The following is a 26140-nucleotide window of genomic DNA, read 5'->3' as shown; positions in this document are numbered from 1 at the left end:
ATGGCGAACCCAATTCCCTTGTTTGCTCCCGTGACGAGCGCAGTGGGCGATGTGTGAGTCATGATAAAGTCCCTGACCATTTCGATGCGAGAGACTTACTACGAATTTCGTATTATTCAACCTTCGTATTTTGAGATTTGTTGGGTTAGCCTCAGAAATTCGGTTTGGTCAACGGGATCGAGGGCTTGAAGCATTGCTTGGCAGGAGGCTCGATACCCGTCAACATAGCCTGCAACCGCTTCCTTTCCCTTGTTTGTGATCGTGAGAGCCACCGACCTGCGGTTTGCCTCTGGCCGCTGCCGTTCAATCATGTCCCGACGGACCAGCCGGTCGGCCGAAGACGACATTGTCGTCAGAGCGACCTGAAGGTGCCGGGCAACATCCCCTAGGTTACACTCGGGATGCTCATCGATAAAAAGAAGCGCTTGAATGTCGAGGGGGTTCAGCGAGTTTTGCATGACTGCCGCTGCCTCCGCAACCTTGAAACGACGGGTAAAGCGCTCAAAGGCGGTAGCAAGTTTTTCGATTTGTTCAGGCGTAGGTTCTGTCATTCCCGGTATTAAGCATTTCTACTCGGAGAACGTAAGTCATTACCCTAGAATAGGCATTCCTCGAATCTTGAGTGGTAACCGCTTGTGGCGCTAAGCTACTGAGGTCGCCGACCCAAGCCATCTACTCAGAAGAGCAAGCAGTTGTTTAAGTAAAAAAATTGAGGTCGACAGAACTACTGAAATAAAGGCCAGCGGTTCGATTCCATTAAAGGTGATCCATACGAACCGATAGGTTATTGGTGCATAAAGTTTGACTAACATCTTTACGCTCTGATATTCGCGCTCTGGTCATAAGAAAACAAGCACCACATAAAAGTACGGCATTCGGTAGCAGAATGCACCAGTTTTAGGTCGGCCCGATCGCTATGTTGACTCTGCACACGGGAGCCTTTCATGAGCGTGGCGGACGAGTTGAAGCAGAAACGGGCGGAGCTAGAATCGAGGCTCTCGGAGATCGCCAAGGAGCAGATCGAGCTTCAGAAGCTGGTCATCGCATAGGACTTAGTCATCAGCACTTTTGATCCCGATTATCAGCTTGCTTCCACTGCAGGACCTGCGCGCATCGCCCGCGAACCCGGAGGGCTGTCGGCTGAGGCCAAGGCTGCTATTGGAAGGGTGAACAAACGCCAAACCGTTCTTGAGGTCCTTCGGGAAGCAGGCAAGCCAATCACGAACACCGACTGCGCGTCAAAATTCGCGGCCAAGCTAAGGATCAAGTGCGAGGAACCCGAGATGGCCCAGATCGCGAGCAAATGCCGATCATAGCAGATACAATGCTTTGGTAATTTTGCCAAACTTGAGGATGTCGTTTCTTTGGGCGACTATGATCGGGTCCGTCCTGAGTGGAAAGTAGTTCAAGTGAAACCTCAGCTCTCGCGCAGACCACGCCGGAATGCATCGAGGAAGGGTTCGAGGAGGTAGCTGACGACGGTACGCTCACCTGTGACAATCATCACTTCGGCCGGCATGCCCGCAAGAAGAATGTATTCATCGCCAATGCGCGACAGATCCTCCTTAAGAACCTCTACGCGCGCCAGAAAGAAAGATTGTCCTGTCACTTGGTCCACCATGCTGTCTGCAGATACGTCCCGGACGAAACCGTTGATGCGCGGCAACCCTCTGCTGGAATAGGCTGTCAGATGTATGATTGCGGGAAGCTGGGGCCGAACAATGTCGATGTCGCGGGGAGATATATGAACATCTATCAAGAGGCGCTCACCGGTGGGCACAATATCCATTATGGGCTCGCCTGGTTTGATAACGCCGGCTGTCGTCTTGAAACGGGAATTGACCACCTTCCCACTGACAGGGGCGATAATCGTTGTACGCTCTAGAATATCCCGGCTGCTATTGAGCCTCTCCGAGATTTCGGCATACTCTGTACGCAAACGCTCGAGTTCGGTAGAAATTTCCTGAGCGCGGTCCGCTTCCAGTGAAATTTTCTGAGTTGCCAGTTCGTCGAGCCGTTGCTTGACCTCGGCAATGGCACCAACGTGCTTTCCGCGTTCACCAAACAGAGCTGCTTTTGATCTTTCAAGGCGTAACACTTCGGTTTTGGTCGTCAATCCGCGTTTGAACAACGATTCCTTACCCTTGAGTTCATCCTCAACAAATGTGATCTGCGCAGAAGCACTGTCCAGTTGCGACTGAAATGCTCCAATTTGCTCATAAAACTGAGCGACCCGGTTCTCGATAATTCTTAGTTGCGCACGAAAAGCGTCTCCACGCTTTTCAAACAGTGAGGTCTGGCCTTGGAGCATCGCCTCCAAATGGGGGCTCATGGCCCCCAGCAACTCGGCGGGAAAGACGATCTGGTCCATTCCTGACTGCTCCGACAGGAGGCGTGCCCGCATGGCCTGCAGGGTCTGTGCCTGCTCCGTCAGCATTTCATTCATCGCCAATGTCTGTGTTGCTTGTAACGTCACGAGCACCTGTCCTGCGGAAACCTCGTCACCGTCCTTCGCCTTGATTTCCTGAATAATGCCACCTTCGAGGTGCTGAACCGTCCTGCGGCTTCCGTCCGGACTGATGATTCCTGTGGCAACAGCCCCGCTGGCAAGGGGTGCTACGCTTGCCCAACCGAGCGAACCGACCAAAAATATGAGAATGACCCAAAAGCCAATTCTTGCAGGGCCACGCACCGTCGCTGCTAAGCGCGGCCTGACCGGTTCGATTTCCAGCATAGGCGACACCTCGCGGGAAGCCGCCGCCGAGCGGATAAAGAGGTTCTGCGGTTTCATATTCATAGTGTGTACTCCCGATGCTCTGTGGGTTAAATGACTATGATGGTACGCCTCGAGTTCTCCGCTTGTTCAAGATCCAGCTTCTTCAAATTCATCATGCGCCTTGCGGGTCATTCGTTTGTTGTCATCGCTTGCCAGACGAAGGCGGCCGATGACCTCCTCCGTCGTACCGTAAAGTTCGATCTTTCCATCCCTCATGAGGATCATCTTGTCGGCCTGTGCCAGCGTTGAAGGCCGGTGGCCGACAATAAGGAGGGCAGCACCTGTTTCTTTCAAATCACGTATGGTGGCGGCGAGCGCAACTTCTCCTGCCTGGTCGAGATTGGCGTTGGGCTCGTCAAGGACCACCAGCTTCGGGCGTCCAAATACGGCACGAGCAAGCCCAATGCGCTGCCGTTGTCCACCTGAGAGGCGGGCGCCAGCCTCGCCGATCTGCGTTTCGTAGCCTTGCGGCAGCCGCTGGATCAACTCATGCGCATGGGCTAAAACCGCTGCTTGGATGATGTCCTGATCCGATGCAGTGCGCATCCGAGCAATGTTGTCGCGAATAGAACCTGCAAAGAGTTCGACATCCTGTGGCAGATACCCAATGGCAGCCCCGAGTTGATCGATCTGCCAGTGATGAAGATCAGTCCCGTCCAGGCGGACAACTCCATCCGTGGGAACCGTGACACCAGTCAGCAAGCGACAGAGCGTGCTTTTGCCGCTTGCTGATGCTCCGATTACGGCCAGCGCCTCACCGGGTATCATCTTGAAGCTGACATTATTGAGGATCGGTGCGCGGGTGCCTGGTATGCTGTAGCTCACCCGATCGACTGAAACATCACCATATGGCTCAGGCATCCGCGTTCTCACGGGCTCAGGTGGTATGCCTTCAAGGCGAGTTTTCAGACGTCCGTATGCTATTTGAGTGGCGACAAGACTGCGCCAACTTCCCAATATGAGCTCTAGGGGCGCGAGTGCCCGTCCGAGAAGAATGGAGGACGCGATCATCGCTCCACCGGTGGCCTCACCGATAATGACCAGATAAGCACCCAGCCCGAGAGTTGCTGATTGGACGGAATAGCGAGCAAATTTGGTAAAACCAATTATGCCAGCGCCTCGCTCTGCACTGAGTGATGTGTCGGTCAGGTAACTGTCGTTGGTTATTTTCCATCGATCGGTCAAACCTGGAAGCATTCCCATGGCTCGCACGACTTCAGCATTGCGAATTGTCATGTCTGCTTGCTGCAGCGCGACGAGTTGCGCCGCGCTTGCAGTTTGCGTTGAACCCCGTGTCAGGGTCTCGTTCAGTATTCCGATGAGAATCAGAAAAACCGCTGACCCGGTGGCGAACATGCCGAGGGTGGGATGCAAGAGCCAGATCATAGCCAGAAATGCAGGCGTCCAGGGTGCGTCAAACAGGGCGGTTAACGCTTGAGACGACAGAAATGACTGCACTTGGGCGAGATCGCGCAACGGTTGGGTGCCGGCCATGTCACCGATGAGCCTTGCCCGCACACCGCTCGCCAAAAGGATTGGGGACAAGCGCGAATTTAGCCAGCACGCCATGCGCGTGCTGATCATGCTCCGGATTGCATCCAGAAAACCAAGAACTGCAAAAGCGGCGAACATCCCGATGGTGAGGAGAGCAAGCGTCTCTAACCGGCCTGTTGTCAACACCCGGTCATAGACCTGAAGCATATAAATGGGCGAGGCGAGCATCAAGATATTGATCGCGAGGCTAAAGAGGGCAAGTAGAATTAGCACGGAGCCTATCTGCTCCTTTGTCTGGTCGAGTTCAGTCTTTCGAAACCCACGGCGTCTGTTTCTGTTTTTCCCGATCATTGTCTTGCCCCTCTCCGTTGCCTCCGTCTCAGGCGATCAGCCCGGCATCCACCGTCAAGTCGTTCTGAACCACAGTATTGATCATCGCGATTGCCTGGCTCTGGGTCATCGCGGTCGCTGTTCCGAAAACCACATAGGTCTGGTGCGTACTTCCGGTGAAAACGCCCGCCCAATGGGCGACGCCGCCAATGTTGAGGTTACCTGTCAGGCCGGGGGAATTGTTCCAGCTATTCAGGACGATATCTTCTCCGGACTGGTAGTCGCGAATGATGTTGGTTCCGCCCAGAATGCGGAATGTGTCCATGCCTGCGACGCCACCATCTTCGAAGCCATCGCCCCACAGGCTGTTCTGGCCAGAAGCCGCACCCGTGCCTGTCGCCGAGATGATGTCGTTGCCGCTGCCACCGCGAACAATGTCGTTACCTGCGCCGGTAATCAGCTTGTTCGCGCCTGCGCTGCCGATAAGTTGATCGTTAAACGCCGAGCCTGTAACGCTTTCGATGCCGGTGAGCTGGTCCCCTTGGGCATGCCCACCTAGACCTGTCCCGACGCCGGACGCGCTAAGCTGTATGCTGACCGCCGATGTCGATGCGGAATAGTCTGCCATATCGACACCCGCCCCGCCGATCAGAGTGTCTGCTCCTGCAAATCCGATCAACACGTCATCGCCGTTGCCGCCGTTCAAAATGTTCGCGAGTTCTGTTCCTTCCAGTCGATCGTTGAAGTTAGATCCGATCACATTTTCGATCTGCGCCAGAACGTCACCGTCTGCGTGTCCGCCCTGACTGAAGCTTAGACCCGTCGTTCCACTGAACAAACGTGCCAGAACCGCACCTGTAGAAGCGGAATAATCAACCGTGTCGACACCATCACCGCCCAGGACCACTTCTGAAACGCCGCCTGCCGCCGTGCCGCCGAGCCCTGTTCGGAACGTATCGTCGCCAGCCCCGCCTTCAAGTCGGTTGGCGGTAGAATTGCCGACAAGAAGATCACCGAAAGCGGAGCCGATCAGGTTCTCGATCGTACTCAGTTGGTCACCTTCCGCATGCCCACCCAACCCGGTTCCAAACCCAGTGTCTGCAAGCGTTATGGACACCCCAGCGGTCGAAGCGGAGTAGGTCGCGGTATCGGTGCCTGCGCCACCGATCAGCACATCGGCACCGGCAAAACCTTGAAGCAGGTCATTTCCTCCTGCGCCATCGAGACGATTTGCAATTTCGCTACCATAGAGTTGGTCACCAAGGCCACCTCCGATGACGTTCTCCACGAGAAGCAGAAGGTCTCCATCCGCCTCGCCACCCTGGCTTACGGAAATAGAGCCTGACGTTGTGTTGAAAAGCTGCGCAAACACCGCACCTGTGGATTGCGAATAGTCAATCGTATCGACCCCGGCTCCACCAATGACAACTTCAAAGACCCCGGTATTTGCGGACCCTCCCAGGCCGGTTTGAAACATGTCATCGCCTGCGCCACCCTCAAGACGATTGACCTGGCTGTTTCCGTGGAGACTATCGGCGTGGTCTGACCCGATAAGATTTTCCATCGAAGACAGGATGTCCCCGGCAGCATCGCCACCCACGCCCGTGGCACCGCCGGTCGCATCAAGCATGATGGTCACGCCGGAGCCAGAGGACGAATATTCTGCGGTATCGGAGCCGGTGCCGCCGATGATGATGTCGGCGCCAGCGCCGCCCATCAATATGTCGTTCAACCCACCGCCGGTCAGGACATCAACAAGGGAGGAGCCGATAATCCGCTCGATCAGGATAAGCTGGTCGCCCTCGGCATCGCCACCCGCGCCTGTTCCCACCGCAGTCGGATCCGCGGCGGATGCGTTGAGCGTGATGGTAACGGCCGCCGCAGAGGCGGAATAATCTGCGGTATCCACTCCGCCTTGGCCTACCAGTTGGTCGGCGCCGCCGCCACCGGTGAGCACATTGTTGGCGGCGTCGCCGATGATGATGTCGTTGGAGCCTGACCCCTTGACGTTTTCCACATTGAGAAAAGTGGTGCCAGCCGCCGCACCTGAAACGCTGTGGTCTCCCAGATTAATACCGAGGGCTCCGCCTTTGGAAAAGTCGAGCGTGTCCAATCCCGCGCCGCCGTCGACGCTGTTGGTACCGGCGCCCGGCCGAAGAAGGTCATCCCCATCGCCGCCAGTGAGTGTGTCGTTACCATCGCCACCGTCAAGTTCGTCGTCTCCGGAGCCTCCGTACAGGGTGTCGTCACCCGCGCTTGCAAGCAGTCTGTCGTCACCGGCGCCACCGTCCAACACGTCATGCCCATCACCGGCGTTCATTGTGTCGGAACCATCACCACCCATGAGAACATCATTGCCGATCGATGCGTCCATGAAATCGTCGCCAGCACCGCCGAGCAGGATATCATTACCAAGGCTGCCGACGAGCGTATCGTTACCGTCACCTCCATCAAGAAGGTCATCACCATCGCTGCCGTTCAGGAAATCGTCGCCGGTTCCCCCATACATGGTGTCGTTTCCGAATCCACCATTCAGCGTGTCTTTTCCGGCACCCCCATAAAGCGTGTCGTTCCCGAACCCGCCATCCAACAGATCGTCGGCTCCGACTGCCGACTCATTGACACCATCGGCAATTCCATCGGCATCCTCATCGTCAGGGACGCCGTTCATGTCGGTATCTGTCATCCCATCACCGATCAGCACGTCATCGCCGTCCATGCCTCGCAAAATATCCTCGCCGCCATTGCCCACGAGGAGATTGTTGAGAAGGTTGCCGGTTAGGCGGTCGTCGAAGGCGGAGCCCAGGATGTTTTCAATACCGCTGATCGTGTCACCGGTTGCATGCCCACCCGTGCCGCGCGACGTTTTATTAGGGTCGCTGGGCAACGAAAGAGTGATGCCGGCATTCGAGGTCGAATAGTCGGCAGTGTCGATGCCTGCACCACCGTTCAGTGTGTCGCTACCGGCGCCACCCCGTAAGATATCATTTCCGGCATTGCCGTTGAGAATGTCCGTGCCATCACCGCCGTCCAGAATGTCATTTGATCCGCCCGCATTCAGCGTGTCGTTACCAAGCCCACCATCAAGGTAGTCATTACCGGTGCTGGTGGCGGAAACGGTAATGGTATCGTTTCCCGCCAATCCTTCGATCCGGAAGCTTCCGTTGGCGTTATGGGTGTAGACATTGTTGGCGCTGGTTAGTTGAACCGTTGCATAGCTCGGTGCTGCCAAAAGCCCGACTGCTGTCGCGTTTGCAACACCGGACTGCTTCGCCATGGTCGGCAGTTCAGTCTGCGACATTGATGCAAGATTCGTATCCAGAGGGGCTGACGCGGAGAGGGAACTTGCGTTCGAACTTGCCTTGTTTGTCCTGACGGTCGTGCGGGCCATAATTCTCTCCTCAAGCCAACCCAAGCTGTAATGGGTGGTGATATGGCGAAGTTAAATTGAACGGGGAATTGCGCCTATTGCGCATTGGTAGCGCAATCTTGCGATGTAGCCCGGCACATAAAGGTGACGATGACAAGATCCGGAAGGCATGAGAAGGGCTTTGGGGGCCGCCCTTCTCACGACGAACCCGCAGAAGTTTTGACCAAACTTCCGCGGGCATCGTCTTAGGTGGCTGCGGCGTAGCCGGTCGCCGTAATGCTCGACCATTCGCCTTCCTGGACGGCCACGACGAGGTTCAGGTCGACTGACGTGTTGTCGCCATAGGCTTGGACGTCGATAGCAAAGCTGGCTTCGTTACCATCAATATTCACATCGACGCAAATGTCTTTCTCGACATCCAGTGTCACGAAGACTTCCGAGCTGAGGTCGAATTCAACATCGATAACCGAGTCGTAGTCGTAGCTGGCGTCGAGATCAACGTTGTCCCAATTACCGTAGTTATTTCCAGTCATAGTCAGTCTCCCTATTAGGATTGATATATATCAGCTCCTGCTGACAAGTAAAAGACTATGAAACCTTTCTTATATATACAAATGATAACAGGGATTAATATCCAAAGGGCGTATAGATACGAAAAAATACAATTTAAAAAGCGACGTACTACTTATTGTCTACTTTAAAAAACAAAACTTATATATTTACCGATTTAATTTTTCATCCTATTTCGAGCAAAATCAATAGAATGACATTCGACATCGTGTGTTCCATGACGAGGCTATCAATGACCAGGCCCACTGTGGTGTTTTCGCCATAAGCGGTAACAGTGAAATCGAAAAATGTCATATTGCCGTCGAGACCGACTGGATCATCGTCAACATCGTGACCGAAAAAGGCTAAATTGTCGTCTGCTGGACCGGGGCTTTCGCCCGACCCCGGAATGACGAGGTCGGACTCGTCCGCATCGGAATGTTCCACTGAGCCGGTGAAATCAGTGACAACGAAAGAGAAACGGGAATATGAGCTTGAGGTCGTCGTATCAATTTCGACCTCGGTACGACTGACGATCCCGGATATTGAAAGATACGAACCGCTTCCGTCAAAGACGACATCGATATAGGTAGTGGCCAGTGCGAAATCGCCATCGGAATGCGCCGCGGCATAGGCTTCGATGTTTGCATGAGTTGATGTCACGCAAGATCCGGCCGTAGCGGTCACCAATCCAGTAAGCTGAGCCGTTGTGTTGGTGCCGAGCGCCGTCGTGTCGGCTGTGGCGGAGAGCCCGACATTCTCATTTATCTGGGAAGAGAGCTGCCCCATGGCAGCATCGGTGCTGATGCTCTGTTCGAAAATCTCCAGCGGTTGCTCCGCGTCAGGATCGCCGGATACGATGCTCAGATGGGAGCCGATCGAAGAAGAATACGTCACAGGCATAAACAGCACCTTTCACGATGGGAGAAGGTGCATATTACGCGAGTGCAAGCGACACAGCAGGCGCTCAATGAGTGATACACCTGATGAGGCATGACGGGGGTGCATCCCCAAACCATTGAGCACCATCGCCCTAGGACTTGGAAACGCGCCCGAAAGGCCATGTGTCTGCTCAAAAGGTGGCATTGCCTCTGCCGGAACCTAACTGGAAGCGGTCAGTCGAGCGTTGCCAGCAAATGACCGAAGGTGAAATTTGCCTCAGCCTGGTCTAGCACCGCATTCGACCCCTCATGGAATATCGCCTGATACAGCCAGGACACATCCGCTAGCGAAATTCCGACAGATTTTGAGAATGCGATAATTCCCGAATTGACCTTGAAAAACTCGTCTAGCAGCAGTGTGGAGGCGGAGGCGCCTGATCCAAATTTAATCTCAAGATCATCCAAATCACAGCTCGATCTATGCATAGAGACAAGGCAGGATTCCGTTTCGCCATCCAAGACGAGACGGTCCCCATCGCGCACCGAGAAATCCAAGATGACATCATCATCGAAGCGGTCAACAATCTGATAGAAGTCGGCGCCAGCACCTCCGGTATAGGTGTCGTCGTCATCGCCCCTAGGCGCACCTAATCGAAATACATCGCTGCCATCGTTTCCAAACAGACGGTCCCGTCCTTCACCACCCCACAGCACGTCGTTGCCAACCCCGCCACGCAACACGTCGCCCCCTTCCTCGCCCAGCAACAAATCGTCACCAGCACCACCGTCCAATTCGTCCTTGTCATCACCACCGAAGATCCAGTCGTTACCGTCTCCACCGGTTATCGTATCGTCGTCGTTACCGCCAAATATGGTGTCACTGCCAGAACCGCCCGTCAGCTTGTCGCTACCGCGGTCACCAAACAGCCAATCATCACCGTTTAAGCCGTTGATAGTATCATCACCTCGCCCACCATAAATGAGATCTGTGCCTCTCGTCCCATCGATTTTTTCATCTCGTTTCGTGCCCTCGAAAAGGAGGTAGGTCGAGGTGCTAGATGCGGCGACAACTGCCGAGACCGTTGACGAGGCAAAGCCGATGTCCATGGCCGTGGCATCCGCGTTTACAGTGACAGATGTATTGTCCCCACGCGCATCGGCATTGACCTTAAACTCTGCGACGTTGCCGTCAGAAGCAGGTCTGGATGTGTTGGCCTTCACGTCATTCGCAGACTGGACGCCGCCCACGCACCCCGGCAGATCAAACTTGAGATTGATTCCCGCAAAGGAAGTTGTTGTCGTCATAACCGCGCCGGTATCACTGACTGTATCGATTGAAGAGACATAGCCGATATCTGCACCGATCATCCCGACATTGGTCACGGTCGACGCATATGCGCCCTCCCCGGAGGCGCTGGCAGCGGTGCTCACGCTGCCATAGGCGTAGCTTGCGAGCCCGCGGTCAATGGTATGTATGTCCATAGTCGTCGTGGCGCGGGTCGCAACGCCAAATGCGTCGGCAGCGGTAGATACCGAGACGGCTATGCCACCGGTCGCGGTCTGCGTCGTTGGCTTGATATCGGGATGCCCACAATCTCCGCGCCCGTTTCCTCCTCGGTGTTCGCAGTGGCGGGCCTCAGGCTGTTTTTGGGCATTTTGTGAAAAATACATGATTCCCTGTCTCCCGCCATTGATTGCTTCAAGCATAAGTCACAATAGAGCGGAGACCAGTGGCGCATAGTTATATACACCTACCGGAGATAATACCCACAAAGGCGCTAAACCTTTTAGTAAGAAAATATTTTGCGCCCATCGTCACAGTTACGCAACCTGCACAAGTCGAAAAACCATGACTACAACGCTGCTGGTAACATGCAAGGTGCCGAATAGAATCGTTCTGTGTGTGGATATGTGTTCGCGCGTGGGAAGCTGATACTAAATCCTTTTGTGGCAGCGACTTAAGGAAGTATTTCACTCGTTGGCGTGGCCGCCTCCGTCGCTTTTGCTCTTGTTAAGCGTGGACCCTGTAGCCGCTTTTATTCCGGCTCGTCTAGCCAGGGTTGTGCCAGCGGTGAATGAAAACGCGGCTGTAGCGCCGAAGAAGGAAAGAAATCACCACCCGAAAGGATAAAGGTGAGAGTCTTGCGCGCCAGTTCCGCAGTCAAAACTGTGGGGAGGAATCCACGGATCCCAAGTATCATGGCGGCGGCGATTTCGGCTGGATCATCCCGGTCTGAAATAACAACTGCGGCAGGCCCCCCGGCCAGAACATGCGTTAGCTCTCCACGCAATCGAAGTTCAGTAACCGACATGTTTCCGGCGCTGATCACAATCATGGCAATCTCTCGCGCTGGCGAGGTCTTTGTGCCAAAAGCGTGGCATACGACATCGAGATTGTGGTCAGACGCCCAGCCGGAAAAAAGCGCGGCGTATGCTTCCCGCCGAAGAGGCTTTTCGTCAACTATAACCATGACTAGATTATCGGTATGGGAACTCATGGGTGACATCCGAATCGTTTAGAGATCGCTACTACTCCGCAGCCATCGGCAAGACGTTAGCTCAACTTAAAGAATGCTGCCTGTTAGCAGAAGGCTGATACGACTTGCGTGTAGTCCTGCACCCCATGTCCGTCTCAAGATATTTTACCGCATTCCAATTTTGGTAATCGAATTGACCCACAAGCTCCACACGAAGTGAATGTGTTTTTACTTGTCTTTTTTTTGCTTTTACATTTACTCGTCTATCCCTAATTCATCCTCGGGTGCGGGGACGTGCCCCATCGATGAATCGAGTGCAAGTATCGAAAATATATAGGAAAAATAAATTTCGATTAGGGAGACGAATCAAAAATACGCTGGGCCATATCAATACATCGCTCTTTTAGCATCGATCGGCATCACCAACTTGGATAAAAGATGCTAGTATCAGCGAGCGAACTACAGAAAGCTGTTGCAACCAATTTGACTCGCGGCAATATCTAAAGTAATAGATGACAAATATGCATTACTTTTAAGTGAGCATTCGAGCCGACGCCGTTCGTATAGTAGAGAGCCCTAGCGGGTACTCATATTGGGCAACACTGTTCAATATCAAAGTGCTGTATATCAAAAGGCTTACTCGTCACAAGCGGGTTTTGTGAAAACTAGCATAGCATTTACCATGAGGTGATGACCGGGTCCGGGGGGGCCTGAGTCAGATTTTAAAGTTCGTCGATTAAGCGCGAGGGGAGGCAGTAAGCACCATGGCTAGTCACGGGACTATTTTCTTGGTTGATCCACTGGAGATGAGGCGCGAATGCTTGAGTTCGGCGCTTTGCCCGTGGGCTACGTCTCTGACTCTGGATCTTGTGGCGACAGGAGATATGATTTCTTTACCGCTAGGCAATTGCAGTGAGATTGTTCTTTTGATTATCAACCTGGGGGGAACCAGCGTAGACAGCCTCGAGGCAGATAGTGCATTATTTTGCACCAAAGCATTGCACGAAGCACGTTATGCCCTTATTTCAGATCGCGCAGATCCAGAAGAGGCAATTGCCGCCGCCGAGCGTGGCTTCCAGGCATTTCTTCCCACTGCACTACCACTTGAAATCGTCAAGCAAGCTTTGACTTTCATCTTGGGCGGAGGGACATACTTCCCAAGAGAAGCACTATTGGCCAACCACTCCCCAACTGTAGGAAGAGGTAGCAGCACCAATCTGAAAGGGTTGTCGCCGCAAGGTTTAACGGGTCGCCAGAATGAGGTTCTTGAACGGCTCCGGTTCGGTAAATCTAATAAGCACATTGCGCGCGAACTAAATATGCAGGAAGCTACCGTCAAGGTTCACGTTCGTCAGATCATGCGTAAACTGGGAGCTTCAAACCGCACCCAGGCTGCTTTACTCGCGCAAATTTCGACGACCAAGGCAACTGTCGAGATACCCCAAAATGGGGCAGTCTGTATTCCGCCGATGATCAACGGTACATCCGCGACTAGGACCGTGAACGTCTCGGTGTAACTGCTGTGTTCTGCGAAGTTAAGCAACAAGCACGCGTACCACGCACGAATAACGATCGTCCCTTAACCGAGACCGAGCCGCATATCCCGTTAGGTAGTTTCCGAGGCTATTAGTTTTGGTCGGCACGCTTATGGTGAAGTCCAATACGGCGGCACCGAACCCACGCTCCAGCAACCGCCTGCACCCCAGTGGCCGTCGTGGCTCGGTGCTGTTGCCGCCTCTCTATAATGGAGCTTGCCAATGCCCGTCAGGGAAATGACCGACCACGAATGCATGGATTGCCTGTCGAAGGGACACTTTGGGCATCTTGCCTGCTCAAAAGACGGCCATCCCTACATCGTGCCTGTCACTACGCCTATGGCATCGACCGGATGTACGTCTTCTCGATGCCGGGTCAGAAAATCGACTGGCTGAGATCAAACCCACACGCTTGCCTTCAAATGGAAGAGCACTCGGACCACGGGCTCTGGAAGAGCGTGCTGGTGCAGGGTCAGTATCACGAGCTGCCCGACACCTCACAACACCACAATGAACGTATCCACGCCTGGGACCTGCTTCAGGAGTGAGACCTGTGGTGGGAGCCGGCATCCCAAAAGCCAGAAGACAAGGCGCTGACAAAATCGGAGTCGATACGATCAGCGGAAGACAGAGCTACTGAACATGCTGCCCAGTTAAACTTGGCAGCCAATACCCACGACGTCGCGTGTCGGCACAGGATCGTGCGCCTTGAGATCGAGCCCAAACAGGCGACAGTTATCCAAGAAAAACGCATTTTTAGGGGAGCGGGATCGGATTGCCGACACAACAGCGCGCATAGCTTGTGCTTGATCGCCGGGTTTTCTTGAGAACCTCTGGTATGCCCCTGATGCTGATGCTTGTCTATCGAAGCGCTCTCAGTGCATTCAAAATCACCGCGACGTCGATAACCTCCTGCGTGAGGGCGCCCTGAACCGGAGGTAGATACCCGAAACTCGCCAACGCCATGGCGCAAAGCGAAAGTCCAAGCCCCGCCACGACACTTTGAAGTGCTATGGCGCGACTGCGGCGCGCGACCGCCATCGCCTTCACGAGCGGTGCCAGTTCATCCACCAGCAGCACGACCCCGGCCGCCTCGGACGACGAGGCCGTCCCGTGTGCGCCCATCGCGACACCGACATCGGCTGCTGCAAGCGCCGGGGCGTCGTTGACACCGTCGCCGACCATCATGACGGGTCCATTGACAGTCTCGCTTCGGACGGCCGCGACCTTGGCATCCGGTGAAAGATCTCCCAACACAAGATCGAAACCGAGTTGTCTGCCGACCTTCTCGGCAATATCTCGCCGGTCGCCGGAGGCAAGCACCAGTCGCTTTACGCCCGCCTGACGCAGGTCGTCTAGCGTCGGTTTCGCATCCGTGCGGACCTGATCCTGAAGGACGATAATCCCGGCGATCTTCCCGTCTATACCAACGGCCACAGTCATGGCGGCCGGATCGATGCCTTTCAGGAGATCATCCGCCCGTACACTTCCGCTTTCTGCTGCAACGAAACTGTTGCCGCCCACAATTACCTTCCGGCCATCCACGGTTCCCTTGATCCCTGTGCCAGGTGTTTCCACGACGACCGCGGGTGCGGATAGAACCAACCCTCTCGATTGGGCCGCTTTGATCAGCGCCGTTGCAACCACATGGCCGGAGGCCTGATCCAGGCTGGCTGCGGCCTTGAGAACATCGGTCTCCGCAAAGCCGTCGCGTGTCCTGATCTCGGTGATCGCTGCCTGTCCATGGGTTATCGTACCGGTTTTATCGAGGATGACAGTTCGGACACGCGACATCGTCTCGAGCACGCCACCACCTTTCACCAGAACACCTATGCGTGCAGTGCGCGACATTCCGGAAATCAAGGCAACCGGAACGGCAAGTATCAGCGGGCACGGCGTAGCGACGACGAGAACCGACAGCACGCGGATTGTATCACCTGTCAGAAGCCAGGTGATCGCGGCAATCGTTACCGTCAGCGCCAGAAAACCCATGGCGTAACGATCCGCCATGCGGACCATGGGCGCTTTGCTGGATTGTGCGGCCTCGACCAGACGCACGATGCCGGCATAGGTGCTCTCAGACGCCGGCCGGCTCGCGATCAACTCAAACGCGGCACCGGCGGATGCAGAGCCACTCAACGCTTCGCCACCTTTGAAGATATTCTGCGGAAGTGATTCACCCGTCAGAGTAGACAGGTCGAGTATAGCGACATCGCTCATCACACGTCCGTCGACTGGCAGGACGTCACCTTGGCGAATAAAAAGCCTGTCGCCAGGTTTGATCGCCGTAATCAAAACCTGTTGCAGGACGTCGCCGTCGAAACGCATCGCGGTTTGCGCGACGCGCCCCATCAAAGCCGTCATCTCCTTTTTGGCCCGGCCCTGCGCAAAGTCCTCAAGGACCTGCCCTCCCGCATACATCATGGCAACAACGTTCGCCGCCAAGGGTTCGCCAAAAATCAACGCCGCAGACATGGAAATGGCGGCGACGATATCGAGGCCTACATCACCCTTTTCGAGCGACATCACGATTTGAACAAAGAGCCCTAAAAGCACAGGGGCGGTTGCGACTGACCATGCCCAACCGGCAGCGCCTAGATGCGAGGACCAGAATAGCAGCCCACCCACAGCAAGCCCCGTTGCTGCAAACCCGATCAGAATGCGAGACTGCTGGAGGCGCAAAAAATTTCTCAGGTGCGGATACATTGTGTCTTCCCATCAAGTCAAGAGATTGCAACTGACCTAAGCGGCGAAAATGCCTCAATGGTCATTCTGGCGGAAGCATCCTCATCAGGACGGCGTCTTTGCGAACGAAATGGTGCCAGAGTGCCGCCAGGCCATGCAGTCCGGCAACGCCGACCAGCATGTAGGCCAAGAGTTCGTGAATTTCACCAATCTGGCTAGCGACAGCCTTGTCTTCAGCCGACACAGGTCCAAGGGAGAATAATCCGAAATCGATCCCTTGGCCGCTTCGAGCCGCAAAGGTCAAGCCTATGAGGGGCACGGCTATCATGAGGCAGTAGAGGAGGACATGACTGATCGAAGACACGCGCTGAAGCATGATGCCAATCGGTTCGGGCGGCGGCGGCATGTGGCTACGTCGCCAGACCAAACGAAACGCAACCAGACAGAGGGTCGAAACGCCGATTAGCTTGTGCGTGTTGACAACACTGTCTTCCCAACTGGGCGGAAATGCGTCGACGAGTAAGCCAAGAGAAAAAACCAAAACGATGAGGATTGCAGTCAGCCAATGAACACTCCTAGCAATTGCGTCATAGCGCAGGACGGGTCGGGCGAACATTCTTTTCTCGATCATCTTTATCTCCAGGGAATTTGAGCGGCCGGACGAATTTCATTTCATGGGCTTTGTCGACGCCTGGGTAAGGCTCTAACGTTAGCGATTCTCGCGGTTCAGGAAGCTGGTTGAAGCGGCTATTGGCCGACCCGAATTTTCCAGGTCACAGCAAGGACGACCGATACATACGCCGTCTACAATCAGCAGTGTCAGGCTCGGAAATTACTCAGTTTGATTTCAACGATTATGGTTCTGAGGTACCATGGGCAGGTCTGCGTTCATTGCCATTGCGAGAACGATGACCGTTGACAGTTTATTTGGTGCGCCCGGTCTTCTGGCGTATCGGTTACCCCAGCCTAGCGAAGCATGAACGCATACAGGGTCAGGCACAGCTTCCTCCTACCGAATTTCCGCCTGAGCCGAGAGGCGAGTTGGACGGTAAGTTATCCAACGAATTCTCTGCACTTGTTCAATGTGACAAGAAAAGCGGAAGGGTCGGATCATTCAGCATCGACAGAGATACTCCGCCGAATATTCTCTGTTGCAGACGAGGATGGTTGAAGGCACCCATGACGAGCATCTCAGCAGAGATGTCTCGCGCATGCATACGCAGAACGTCGGCAGGTGCCCGGCCTCCACTCGCTATGCGTTCGACTGTAATATTCACCTTATGCCGGGAAAGATAAGTCGCGACGTCTGCTCCGGGCTCTTCACCATTCCTGCGGCTTGAGGCAACGGGATCGATCAATGTGATGTGGACACGCTCGGCAGCCTGAAGAAATCCTAGGGCTTGTTGAGCTGCGCGCGCCACTTCGTTGCTCGAATCCCATGCCAAAAGGATCGTTTTAGGTTGAAGTGGCACGTTACTGCGCCTGTTATCGATAAGCAGGGCTGTCGGAGATTCAAAAAGAGCGCCATCCACGACATGTCTGCGGAACGTCTGAACAGCGGCGGCCTCTGAGCCTATGAACACGATATCCGAATACATGGCTCTTTCAGCAATTTCTTCTGTGGCCCATGCAAACTCGGCGTAAAGGTCCTGCACGTCTCCGGAAACACCACATCCGACGAGCATGTCGCTTATTCGTGTTTTGACCTCGGCGAGCTTGCCGATCTCCCGTTCTCGTTCCGCTATCCATACCGTCGAAATCACATCATAGCTACCGATAGGCGTCGGGGCGCTGGTATAAACGACGAGGACAGACAAATGCGCATCGTGCAGCCTGCAAAAAGCGATGGCATTTTCCACGTCGTTGCGAAAACTATTTGCTTCGACAGGGCAAAGCACAGTCTTAATGGACATTTGGATCACCTATCCGAGCTGCAATGAAAATTGACACCAGGAGCAAAGCACTGCTCACTTTGGTGCGTTTATCAACAGGCTGCTTTACCACTGAGCTATGCAAGTATTATTTCTATAAAGATTTCACTTTAGCACGTCTTTGATGGGCGTAGGCATTATCTTATACTGCCATATTAAAATCTGTTAGAATCAGAAACTACCAACTGCACTTCTACGACTAAGAATGATGCGGGGATGCGCGCTGCGCTTAAGTCATGGCGCGATACAGGTACTGGTTCCAAACCCGTCAATCCAATCTTCTACCCGTAGACGAAGTTCAAGGCCTTCGATGTAGTTCCATCTCAAGTATCTGGCTGAAACTCCAAAACAAACCGGACAACCTTGGCTGACGACATCTCACACGGCTTTAGAAAGGATCGTGGTCCGCGGTAAAGGTTAAACGACACGATGTCCGTTGCACCCAGTTCCTCTGCGAAGAGCGATAGCCTACGTCCATCTGTGGAACGCCTAACGCTCGCCCCCCACTTCCGTCCATCGAAAGTTCCTTCAACATAGCCCGACGAAAATCGTGCGAGCTTATGCTCGAAATCAGAAACGATGGCATTGTTCTCCTTCACGGTCACGGCGATAGGCACTCCTCACAGATCCCACAACAGTCCTCATCCATCTTGGCAAGCCGTCCGCAGCAAGTGCAACATGCCTCTGTTCCCTCGGAGCAAGAGTTACGCTCTGGCGGCAGGATGTCTATTAAGTCGTGGTCATATACAGTCGTGAGGATCAGGCCGTCGATGTCGAGGCTCCGGGGAATCGGTCTTGAGATGGTGATTCCGGCCACACAAGCAAGATGAACCTGTTAGCGGGAAAACCGACAGAAAACTCAAGCGGACCGCGTAGAGTATCAAGGACTGGCGTTGCGGTATTTTTAACGCCCGCATCTCAACCTGGCCCTTAGCGTTAACGAATCCATACCGAGGTCAGACTTCTTGAAGACCTTCACTCAGAAAATCTGTCACCCGCTCCGTCGCCTTGCGCTTCGTAAACTGTGCGGTATAACTCCCGTCATCACTACTAATGCGCTGAATTACTTGAGTGTTTGCAGCATGAATATCCACATGGCGTTTTTTGCCGCGATCACGGCGTGCTGGTGGATAACACGACCGCGCGGCTAGCGATGGTGTATCGTAGGGCGGATGGTGGAGCTCAGGATTACGGATACTCCACGTGTGTCATCGACGCTGACCAACAGCGACTACCGAGCACGAACGCGGCGCTGGCCAACAAGCGAATCGGCCTGATCGGATGCGGTTCAGTTGGCTCAAGGATAGCAGCGATGCTCGTACGATCAGGAGCCCGGAAGCTCGAATTATTCGACGACGACATCCTCTCTCCCGGCAACCTGATGAGGAATGAACTAGACTGGCGAGGCGTCGGGGCACATAAGGCCAAAGCTTTCCAGGCCAGGCTGTTCGAGTTTGCCCAGACGCAAGGTCGCCTCTTGGCCCGAAGCAGTCAGCCGATTACGGCATTGTCGTTCTTCTGATTCGCTGCAGTATCATCCGTGTACCTTCTTTTCTTCATTGGCCTGACTTGCCAAATAGCGGCAACACAGGATTTTGAAGGATTTAAATCGATGAACACAACAGTCTCCACCGTGAAGTCTCGAAACATTCTTGTCCTCGGGGCCGGGGAACTCGGCTGCCCGTTCTGCGCAACCTGGCTCTTCGCGCCAAGGACGTCGAGGGCGCGAAGATCAGCGTTTTTCTGCGCGCCAGTGCCGTTGTATCAGATGTGCCGGCGAAGCAGCGCGACATCGCTGAAATCCAAGACATTGGTATAGAGATCGTCGAAGGTGATTTGGTGAAGAGCTCAACCGACGAACTGGCGTCTCTTTTCTCGAGGTACGACACCGTCATCGGCTGCGCTGGCTATGCGGCTGGGATTAATACACCGATGAAGCTTGCCAAGGCGGCGTTGCAGTCCGGGATTCCACGCTATTTCCCTTGGCAATTCGGCGTCGATTTCGAAGCGATCGGTCGCGGCGGCCCGCAGGACATTTTCGACGCTCAGCTTGATGTCCGGGAACTCCTTCGCTCCCAGAGCAAGACTGAGTGGGTCATCATATCCACCGGCATGTTCATGAGCTACCTCTTCGAACCGGATTTCGGCGTCGTTGATCTGCAGACGCACACAGTCAACGCCCTCGGCAGCTACGACACTGCTGTCACGCTGACCACACCCGACGACATTGGTGCTCTCACCGCTGAAATCGTCTTCTACGAGCCGACCATTAGCAACGAGATCGTCTTCCTTGCCGGGGATACTATCACCTACGGTGAACTCGCCGACAAGCTGGAAGTAGGTTTGAACCGCCCCTTCAGCCGGTCCGAATGGACTGTCCCGGTTCTGATGGAGGAATTAGCAAACGACCCCCAGAACATGATGCGCAAGTACCGAGCAGCCTTTGGTATTGGGCGCGGCATGGCGTGGGACAAAGCCAACACGTTCAACGTAAGCCAAGGCGTCAAAGTGACGGCTGTGTCCGATTGGATCGAGGCGAATCTTAGCGGCAAGTGAGATCGCCCGCAGGAATCGTGGACAGGAGACAGTGACTTGGGAGCGTGGTCCGAGAATGCCCCCAAGCCACGCTGCGATCCACATACGCTAGAATGCGGGCGTGCTCTCCTCCATTTCGACGCAACGCTTGTTCGTCAAAATGTCTGCCAGGAAGGTTTTTCTGGCGGGCAGGAATCGTAATCCTCGCGTGCCTTGCGAAACTCGCCGGAATTCTCCACGACCCATGTCCACAGCGGAACCATTCGGATGAGAAGACCCATCCCTAGTTCTGTCAGTTCGTATTCAACCCGAGGCGGCATCTCAACGAGATCGTGGCGAGTGACGAGACCATCTCTTTCAAGTTGGCGGAGCGTTCGGGTGAGCATTCGCTGCGTGACGCCGTGCATTCGTTTTCCGATATCTGCATGCCGGAGCCTGCCATAAACACCCAGGGTATGTATGACGCCAAGCGACCATCGGCTTCCCGCGTGTGTGAGAACCTCGCGTCGCACACCGTCTTGGTCATCACGAAGGCCATCGCACACCGCTTGAGAATAGGTAAGCATCTCTTCTCTGGTCATTACGCCTGCCTCCGGTCTTCCAGCCCTTTCGTCTTACCAGTCTTCAGAAGACATTCCACCTGCCTCTCCTGCGTTTTGAAATGTTCATAGAATTTGACAGAATGACAGCGTCGTTGGTGTTACCGATGGCTGAAGACGTCCGCTGTCTGCGCGAAGCGCATGGCGATAATTGGCCCAAAGAGGATCTTGCACATGATAAAGACGCTATATCCTAGATAAAATCTCGGAGATACATGCAACCAGGGAGGAGTGGTACACCGGCGGTGGTGTATGTTTCTCGAAGCCTCGAACTTCCAGCCGCCCAAAAACACGGTGATCTTACAGCGTTGTTAAGGTGGTGCGGATCGGCACCGTTGCTCAAAAGCAGCGCTACGATTTCAAAAGACAGTTCCACGGCGATCGCCAGGCTTGCCTGTCTGCTCGCAGTCCATAATGGACCCTTTCCATGTCGGTCCACGGCATTAACCTCCGCATGTGCCGCGATAAGCCTTCTCACAATATCAAGGTGGCCGTTTTGAGCGGCAACGTGCAGAGTGGTAAACCCATATTGGTCTGCGGCGGAACGGCTGTCAGCACAACGCAACTCGGCGTCTAATGCTTCATAGTTCCCATCGGCAGCGTGATACCAGAGGGCATTTCTACAATAATCATCGACGTTAGCCCTTTTTTTCTCCACGGCCAGATCGCCATTTTACGTCTCAAATACCTTCATGTGGAGCGTGCACACTGCGTGGCGACTGTGGCCCATAAAGTATCAGCAATTCTCCACTAGTCCAATGACCGCAGTTGGCGCATTGCAGTCATTACGCCGTTACAGATGGTGTTCGGTAGCATCATGCCTCATATAACAAGTGGCAAGAGTGCCGGACGTTCATCACCAAGCCACTCGTCTGACATGTTAGAGGCGCGCGTTTGAATAGACAGGTCCGGATCCGAACGGCCAGATCAAAACCGTCTTCCACGATATCGGCAATACGGTCGCTGAAGTTCACGTCGACCTGCAGATCGGGCCACCCTTTCATTTACCGATGCAGCGACGGAAGGACGTGCGTGCGCCCGAAACCTTCCGGCACTTTCAGGCGTGCTAGGCCCGTGGGTATTGCGTTTTTCTGCCCGACGCTGGCTTCTGTTTCTTCCAGTAGGCTGCCGTTGCGTCTCTGGTACAAGGTGCTCGCCGAGATTTGAAAACTCACTCTGGCCTGACACAACTGAGCCTCGCTACTCTCTATGGCTATGACCTGATCGTTGAGATACTGAGCAGCGACAGTCAGCAGGCAGAAGCCCAACCAGAAGTCCTCTGACTTAACTCGTTGAGCTTACCAGTGAAGGCAAGAATGACACGCCCCGATGCACCACGAACCAGCGGCATAGCATCGCCGACGCGAGCGGGATGTCGGATCGACTGCGTACAATCATGCCGATAAAGGCAGACGCGTACGTCGCCATACTTGACATAGACGGCAGCCTTTTCGCCGCTTTCATCGCTTATCTAGACGAGCAGTGGTTCAACCACAGCCGACGATTTGAATGTTGATTGATAGAGGCCACCGAGACGCACGAGCTTCGTGGCCTGAAAGCTCTGGTACGTTTTACAGGCTCGCATATCCAATCCGGCTCACCCGGCAGATAGGCATTAGTGTCATCCGGCCTTCCAAGTTCGACCCCTCGTGTTTCCCCCCAACATTTGCCAAGTCGACAGTGCTATTTGCCTAGCAATCACTTTTGCTGAAACCGTCAAAGAGCCAACCATTTCCTGTTGTGCGGGTCACCTTTTCAAGGCTTCACGGGTATGGTCACCGGGTTTCGATATGTCTGATCAAGCATCAGCCAGCGCGTGGTCCAGCCACAGTAGTCGCGTCAGTCGTCAGCCGATATTCCAACATTTCTGCGGGCGTGAGATAATAGAGCTGGTTGGGTGGGGTCTCCAGTGCGTGGAACCACAAACCGGCGCCGATACCCATTTCGTCGAGATGTCGCGCGACAAGCGCGGTGGTTGTTTGCGCACTGGACATTGCCTGCTCAGGTGATGGGCGGTCGATGCCGGCATTGAACACCTGATGGACGCCCACCACGGCATCTTTTTCCGCCGATCGTGTCACGCCACCGGCAAAGACGATTGGGCATGAGGAGGCGCAGAGCGCCCTTTCCGCAACCTTCGTGGCGATATTCTTCTCCCGGATCAGCTTGGACATCGCGATGGCGTCATCGACCGACCCTCCCGGTGAGTTCAAAGAGACCAATTTGATATACTCGCCACGGGCCTCGACCTCGTTGGCAAAACGGGCGGCTGCGCCTGGGTCGATGGTGCCTTCGGCAACGAGCACGCCACCCGAGACAAGATTGAATGTCATCGGTTTGCGCAAGACTTCCTCCGGGCTCGAGGGTTGGACTGGCGGCGCGCCAGGCGCTCCCGGTGCGGTCTTCGGCGGGAGAAAGGTCGGTACATCAGGCAATGTTTCAAGGCGAGGTCGTGCCGCTTCGGCGGTGCTGATCTCCCTGACATCGATCACCAGAAAGGCGGCCGCTGCCGCGAGCAGCACATAGAAGGCACTACGCATCAGCACGCCGTCGTCAACGCTGATCAAAGCCTTGAGCACGGATGTCGGTTTCATGTCGCCGGACCTTTGCGCGGCGGCTTATTGAGACCGAGACTGGTGATGTTGCTGGCCTCCGCGTCGTCCTTGTTGTCTTCGGCTTCAGCAATTGCGTCTTCTGTGGCCTGCACTTGGGTGGCTGACATGGCCTCAGCGGCAATAGCCTTCTGCATCGCCAGCGTCTGCAGTAATTCTGCCACGGTGATCCGTTCGGCAAACGGCATGGTCTCTTCCTGTCCACGGATTGCACCATTCACCACCGCCAGAATGAACACCATGACACCCGGCAACAGGTCAATGGAAATAGCCCCTGCCCATGCGGGAATGAAGTCGGAAGCATAACGCAGAACGGCTTCCGCCGACGAGAGCGGAACGAAACGCCGCTCGGCCACGGGAGGGCGCGCAAGAATTTCGTCGGCAGCGTCGGACAAGACCTTGGATTGCGCCGCAACCGAGGTGCGGATGGTTTCCATCACGCGGTCCTGACGGGTGATCAGATCCTGTTCGCCGCCGTCGGGGATCGGAGCGATGAAGCCAAGCGAAAGATCATCAGCCGCGCGTCGGATGGATGGAGCGATCGAGGTTTGCCCCAGCGAAGTAATAACGCCGGTCAGGGCCACGACTTCCGAGGAGAACTTGTCTGCGCGGGGTTCGACGACGCCGGGTGCCGATACGAGACCACGCATGGTCTCGAGGCGTCTCTGGCCATCGTTGAACAGGCTGGTGACCTGCTCACGCGAGGCATTGATGCCGTTTTCCAGTTCGTTCAGTTGCGACGACATCTGCGACAACAGCGAGACGACGCTGCCGGAACCGGTGGTACCGGTCAGCGCGCCCGACTGTCGTTCGGATGCCGCAAGCTGGGTGAAACGCTCTTTGGCGCGCTGAATGTCGGGCAACAGGCTCTGTGCTGCCAGCGCGTTCTGGTGCGCCTGATCCAGATCTTCCGTGTAATCCTCAACCGTTTCAGCAAGATGCTGTTCAAGTGCCGCCGATCCTGCAAGCGCGGCAGCGTTCAACCAGCTCGACATAGCAAGGATCATCACGCAGCCAACGGCCATCACCGCCAGCATGGCAGTGCGGCTGGAACGGCTGGTGACATGCGGATAGAACCGCGCCATGTAGGACCAGAAGGCATAAATGCCGACGGAGACGGAGGCGGAGTAGATGATTGCAGCAAAAAACACCGCTGTCGGCGAGCCGTCCAGAATGCTGCGCACACCCAGATAGGTGTAGACGCCGGAAGCGAGTGCCAGAACGGCAAGGGCGAAACGTGTCATCGTTTCGACCGCCGCCAGGCTTTCCTGCAAGCGATGCGATGCGCCAAACGCCATGGACGATCTCCGAAAAAGGAATGTATTCCTTAACACTGATTTAAAATTCGGCGAATTCAAGGCTTCTGAAATATAAGGCTTCCGCAGCGCACCATGGCCGGTCAACTTTTGGTTATTCCCAGGCGAAAAAAGCCACAAAACGAAAAAGCCTGCCGCGGGAGGAGGTGCGGCAGGCTTTTCGAAAAGAACCGAACAGCGACTGGGAGGAGGAGTGCCGCCGTTCCGACAGACGTGCCCTGGGAGGAGGAGTGGGCCGTCTGAATTCGAAGCTCTGCGGGAGGAGGTGCATTGCTTCGATGAACACAAGATACCCGTTTTCCCCGCACATTAAATAGACGTTGCTGCAGTGCAGCCATGCGGGAAATGCACGGCCTCTTCATGACGTAAGAAATCTGCGACTCAGGCCTTCGTTGCAGTCCAGGTACAGAAACGCCCGCGTCATCAGCGGGCGTAGTCTTATTCAGGATGGCGAAGAAGCTGCGCTTAGCGACCGACCGACTGGCGGGCAACGCTTTGTATGTCGGCGCGGTTGATGCCGAGGTCCTGAAGTTCGCGTAAGCTCATGCGGCCAAGTTCGGAAACGGTCTGACGGTACTTGCGCCAGTTGTTAAAAGAGCGTGCTACGTTCATGATGATCCCCTTTCGTGAGGTCTCTTGACGCCAGCAACCTTGCTTCGGTTCCAACGTCGTTTCGATGATTGGAATATAGGCCTTTGCCAATCCACCGATAAGGCACAAGCTCTCAGGTCGGCCATGCGCTCAAAGCATGGGTTCAATAGAGGTGGATGAAGAAGCGATCAGGCTCGGAACCGGTCGCATGCGGTAGGCCAGATTTCGGCCATTGCTGCCCAAAAGCAGACAGTCCGTAACCCATCCCTGTCACGCCGGCCGTCGCAAAGCCTGTGTGGCGCCATCCATCATTTGCGCGGTTATAGGCATGCCGTAGACGTCTTTGCGAAACTTGCCTCTCCGTTAGAAGAAGTGGCCTTTCAAACACCCATCTGAAACTCAATGAGGGTAAAGCACAAACGCTAGGCATCTGGACGCTTCGGGCCCATGGGATGCACT

At 54.9% G+C, this 26140-nt stretch carries 21 protein-coding genes; 4 read left to right on the top strand and 17 right to left on the bottom strand.

Annotated elements, in window-relative coordinates:
• Nucleotides 1–116: 116 nt before the first annotated feature.
• From RQI55_RS16985 to RQI55_RS16950, 8 genes are all read right to left on the bottom strand, one after another.
• Nucleotides 117–551, bottom strand: coding sequence for a MarR family winged helix-turn-helix transcriptional regulator (locus tag RQI55_RS16985; RefSeq protein WP_042620165.1), 435 nt, complete (start codon nt 549–551; stop codon nt 117–119).
• 866 nt (nt 552–1417) lie between these two features.
• Entirely contained in the window at nt 1418–2797 is a 1380-nt protein-coding gene (locus RQI55_RS16980; protein WP_236728030.1) for an HlyD family type I secretion periplasmic adaptor subunit, read from the bottom strand.
• Nucleotides 2798–2863: 66 nt separating this feature from the next.
• The gene (locus tag RQI55_RS16975) at nt 2864–4621 is read right to left on the bottom strand and encodes a type I secretion system permease/ATPase (protein WP_042620166.1); all 1758 of its coding nucleotides are present in this window, start codon (nt 4619–4621) and stop codon (nt 2864–2866) included.
• A 28-nt stretch (nt 4622–4649) separates the two neighbouring features.
• Nucleotides 4650–7991, bottom strand: coding sequence for a calcium-binding protein (locus RQI55_RS16970; RefSeq protein WP_042620167.1), 3342 nt, complete (start codon nt 7989–7991; stop codon nt 4650–4652).
• A 224-nt stretch (nt 7992–8215) separates the two neighbouring features.
• Entirely contained in the window at nt 8216–8503 is a 288-nt protein-coding gene (locus RQI55_RS16965; RefSeq protein ID WP_311273147.1) for a hypothetical protein, read from the bottom strand.
• 202 nt (nt 8504–8705) lie between these two features.
• Nucleotides 8706–9422 (bottom strand): hypothetical protein, encoded by a 717-nt coding sequence (locus tag RQI55_RS16960; protein ID WP_243258218.1) that lies wholly within the window; start codon nt 9420–9422, stop codon nt 8706–8708.
• 212 nt (nt 9423–9634) lie between these two features.
• The gene (locus RQI55_RS16955) at nt 9635–11071 is read right to left on the bottom strand and encodes a calcium-binding protein (RefSeq protein WP_052496971.1); all 1437 of its coding nucleotides are present in this window, start codon (nt 11069–11071) and stop codon (nt 9635–9637) included.
• Nucleotides 11072–11436: 365 nt separating this feature from the next.
• Nucleotides 11437–11736, bottom strand: a complete 300-nt coding sequence (locus RQI55_RS16950; RefSeq protein ID WP_155399044.1) for a response regulator transcription factor — start codon at nt 11734–11736, stop codon at nt 11437–11439.
• Between the two features lie 929 nt (nt 11737–12665).
• On the opposite strand from RQI55_RS16950, the gene RQI55_RS16945 reads away from it, so the two are divergent.
• Nucleotides 12666–13394, top strand: coding sequence for a response regulator transcription factor (locus tag RQI55_RS16945; protein WP_311273148.1), 729 nt, complete (start codon nt 12666–12668; stop codon nt 13392–13394).
• Between the two features lie 240 nt (nt 13395–13634).
• A complete protein-coding gene (locus RQI55_RS24260) occupies nt 13635–13808 on the top strand; it encodes a pyridoxamine 5'-phosphate oxidase family protein (protein WP_409233744.1) in 174 nt (57 codons plus the stop codon).
• A gap of 465 nt (nt 13809–14273) precedes the next feature.
• On the opposite strand, the gene RQI55_RS16940 is transcribed toward RQI55_RS24260, so the two are convergent.
• The 4 genes from RQI55_RS16940 to RQI55_RS16925 form a co-directional block, all read right to left on the bottom strand.
• On the bottom strand, nt 14274–16118 hold the full coding sequence (locus tag RQI55_RS16940; RefSeq protein ID WP_243258220.1) for a heavy metal translocating P-type ATPase: 1845 nt from the start codon (nt 16116–16118) through the stop codon (nt 14274–14276).
• A gap of 61 nt (nt 16119–16179) precedes the next feature.
• Nucleotides 16180–16728, bottom strand: a complete 549-nt coding sequence (locus tag RQI55_RS16935) for a cytochrome b (RefSeq protein ID WP_052496972.1) — start codon at nt 16726–16728, stop codon at nt 16180–16182.
• Between the two features lie 448 nt (nt 16729–17176).
• Entirely contained in the window at nt 17177–18010 is an 834-nt protein-coding gene (locus RQI55_RS16930) for a universal stress protein (RefSeq protein WP_042620173.1), read from the bottom strand.
• Nucleotides 18011–18351: 341 nt separating this feature from the next.
• A complete protein-coding gene (locus RQI55_RS16925; RefSeq protein ID WP_409233747.1) occupies nt 18352–18609 on the bottom strand; it encodes a hypothetical protein in 258 nt (85 codons plus the stop codon).
• Nucleotides 18610–19181: 572 nt separating this feature from the next.
• Between RQI55_RS16925 and RQI55_RS24255 the strand changes: the two genes are divergently transcribed.
• A complete protein-coding gene (locus RQI55_RS24255) occupies nt 19182–19550 on the top strand; it encodes a ThiF family adenylyltransferase (RefSeq protein ID WP_042620174.1) in 369 nt (122 codons plus the stop codon).
• A gap of 248 nt (nt 19551–19798) precedes the next feature.
• Nucleotides 19799–20584, top strand: coding sequence for an aromatic alcohol reductase (locus tag RQI55_RS16920; protein WP_311273149.1), 786 nt, complete (start codon nt 19799–19801; stop codon nt 20582–20584).
• Nucleotides 20585–20718: 134 nt separating this feature from the next.
• On the opposite strand, the gene RQI55_RS16915 is transcribed toward RQI55_RS16920, so the two are convergent.
• The 5 genes from RQI55_RS16915 to RQI55_RS16900 all read right to left on the bottom strand — a co-directional run bounded on the left by RQI55_RS16915 (nt 20719) and on the right by RQI55_RS16900 (nt 25702).
• A complete protein-coding gene (locus tag RQI55_RS16915) occupies nt 20719–21144 on the bottom strand; it encodes a helix-turn-helix domain-containing protein (protein ID WP_042620176.1) in 426 nt (141 codons plus the stop codon).
• 211 nt (nt 21145–21355) lie between these two features.
• Nucleotides 21356–21820: an ankyrin repeat domain-containing protein gene (locus RQI55_RS24250; RefSeq protein ID WP_409233743.1), complete on the bottom strand. Its 465-nt coding sequence runs from the start codon at nt 21818–21820 to the stop codon at nt 21356–21358.
• A gap of 1147 nt (nt 21821–22967) precedes the next feature.
• The gene (locus RQI55_RS16910) at nt 22968–23756 is read right to left on the bottom strand and encodes a periplasmic protein (protein WP_042620180.1); all 789 of its coding nucleotides are present in this window, start codon (nt 23754–23756) and stop codon (nt 22968–22970) included.
• Complete coding sequence (locus RQI55_RS16905) at nt 23753–25072, bottom strand: hypothetical protein (protein ID WP_311273150.1); 1320 nt, start codon at nt 25070–25072, stop codon at nt 23753–23755. The genes RQI55_RS16910 and RQI55_RS16905 overlap by 4 nt, the downstream gene beginning before the upstream one ends.
• A 483-nt stretch (nt 25073–25555) precedes the next feature.
• Nucleotides 25556–25702, bottom strand: a complete 147-nt coding sequence (locus RQI55_RS16900) for a DUF1127 domain-containing protein (protein ID WP_311273151.1) — start codon at nt 25700–25702, stop codon at nt 25556–25558.
• Nucleotides 25703–26140: the final 438 nt, after the last annotated feature.

Source organism: Rhizobium sp. WCS2018Hpa-16, from assembly GCF_031843705.1.
Classification (GTDB): Bacteria; Pseudomonadota; Alphaproteobacteria; order Rhizobiales; family Rhizobiaceae; genus Agrobacterium; species Agrobacterium tumefaciens_C.
The sequence above is the reverse complement of the archived record's forward strand: the minus strand, read 5'-3'. Positions and strand labels throughout refer to the sequence as shown.